This is a genomic window from Bacillus sp. P4_D3 (assembly GCF_056401855.1).
The window spans coordinates 1-2,041 of sequence record NZ_JBFUIN010000556.1 but is presented as its reverse complement, the minus strand read 5'-3'; the positions used below and the strand labels follow the sequence as shown (position 1 = coordinate 2,041).

Annotated in this window: 3 protein-coding genes; all 3 read left to right on the top strand. The window is 36.2% G+C overall.

From position 1 onward, the window contains the following. Positions 1-63 precede the first annotated feature (63 nt). Positions 64-408, top strand: a complete 345-nt coding sequence (locus AC1DTM_RS24010) for a Na-translocating system protein MpsC family protein (protein WP_000041501.1) — start codon at positions 64-66, stop codon at positions 406-408. A gap of 16 nt (positions 409-424) precedes the next feature. Further along, positions 425-1,222, top strand: coding sequence for a formate dehydrogenase accessory sulfurtransferase FdhD (fdhD, locus tag AC1DTM_RS24005; protein ID WP_016104409.1), 798 nt, complete (start codon positions 425-427; stop codon positions 1,220-1,222). A 20-nt stretch (positions 1,223-1,242) separates the two neighbouring features. Continuing rightward, positions 1,243-2,041 (top strand): GTP 3',8-cyclase MoaA (moaA, locus tag AC1DTM_RS24000; protein ID WP_477001059.1); only part of this gene is annotated, 799 nt, incomplete at its 3' end.

Below are 2,041 nucleotides of genomic sequence, written 5' to 3'. Positions count from 1 at the left end.
GAATAGTTATGATGAAAGAATATGCGAAAAGTTAGTGTTGATGAACAGGGGAGGAATGAGAGTATGTCAAAGATGGTACACGAATTTAATGATATGATCCGAAAGCTTCGAAAGGATTTATTCGGAAAAGGGCCGGAGCGAATTCATACTGTATTTGCTGAAAATATGGCGATTGCTACACTTTATGGGAATTTGACACCTACTGAGAAATTTATTTCGGGAACGATGGATGGTGCGGAAATGGTTCATATGGCTCGAACGAAAATGATTCAAGAAGTGTATGCTGTTAATTCTCGTGAGCATTTAGAGGAACTTGTTGGAGCGAAATTAGTTCATCTGTTTTCAGATATGAAAGTGGAAGAAGATATTGCAGTTTCGGTGTTTGTCTTTGATAAAAATATAACGTRAGAGAAGGATGCTCATCGTGAAATCGATTCAGGTGGAACGGGGGATTTTTAAATATGAGCAAGGGGAATTCAAGCATATAGAGGATAGCATTGTAACAGAGTTTCCTGTAACGGTTAAAATTAACGGCCAGGAATTTGTTACAATGGTTAGTACTCCAGAGTATATTGAAGACATGGTAATTGGCTTTTTAGCCTCTGAAGGCATTATCCGAAAGTATGAAGATATTGATGAAATATGGGTGCAAGAAAAAGAAGGCTATGTCCATGTAAAAACGACGAAAATCAATCCTTATTATCGTGACATGCAAAACAAACGTTATATTACTTCGTGCTGTGGAATGAGTAGGCAAGGGTTTGTTTTCGCAAACGATGCGCTGACTGCGAAAAAAATGAATGATATTCGCGTAAAAATCTCTGCCGAGGATTGTTTTCGGTTAATGAATGATATGCAGCAATCTGCGTCTACGTTTCAACATACAGGCGGCGTTCATAATGCAGCTTTATGTGATGTGAGTGGAATTGTTTTAAGCCGGATGGATATAGGAAGACATAACGCTTTAGACAAAATTTATGGTTATTGTTTAAAAAATAACATTTCGATTGGTGATAAAATTATTGTCTTTAGTGGTCGTATATCTTCTGAAATTCTATTAAAAGTTGCGAAAATTGGCTGTGAAATTATATTGTCAAAATCAGCTCCAACTGAGTTAGCATTAGAGCTAGCGGAGAGGTTAGGGATTACTACAATAGGCTTCATTCGTAATGAATCTTTAAATGTATATACGCATCCAGAGCGGATTATAAATATAAAATAAGTAGAAACGAGGCAATAATCATGAAATCTGTTACATTAGACAAATTAGATCGTCCTTTAAAGGATTTACGTATTTCTGTTACTGATCGCTGTAATTTTCGCTGTCGATATTGTATGCCAGAAGAAATATTTGGTCGTGATTATTCTTTTTTGTCTAATGATAAAATTTTATCTTTTGATGAAATTGAAAGGATTACACGTATTTTCGTTTCTTTAGGTGTAAGAAAGTTACGCATTACTGGGGGAGAGCCTTTACTTCGAAAAGACCTACCTGAACTCATACAGCGGTTAAACGAAATTGACGGGGTAGAGGATATTGGTTTAACGACAAATGGATCATTACTTAAAAAGTTTGCTCCTGATTTATATAAGGCGGGTTTATCTCGTGTGACAGTTAGTTTAGACTCGTTAAATGAAGAGCGATTCTCTTATTTAAATGGGAATAGAAGTAAAGTGAAAACGGTTCTTGCAGGAATACAGGCTGCAGCGGAAGCCGGAATGAAAATTAAAATGAACATGGTTGTTCAAAAAGGGAAAAATGAACAAGACATCGTTCAGATGGCAGAGTACTTTAAAGAGAATAAGCATATCCTTCGGTTCATTGAATATATGGATGTTGGAAATTTTAACGGCTGGGAATTAGGAGAAGTAGTTTCTAAGCAAGAAATAGTAGAGATGATTCATAAAGTTATGCCGCTTGAACGTATTGAAGCGAACTATCCTGGTGAAGTTGCGACACGTTATCGCTATATCGGTAGTGATGAAGAAATAGGAATTATTTCATCTGTAACAGATTCGTTCTGTTCATCATGTACAAGAG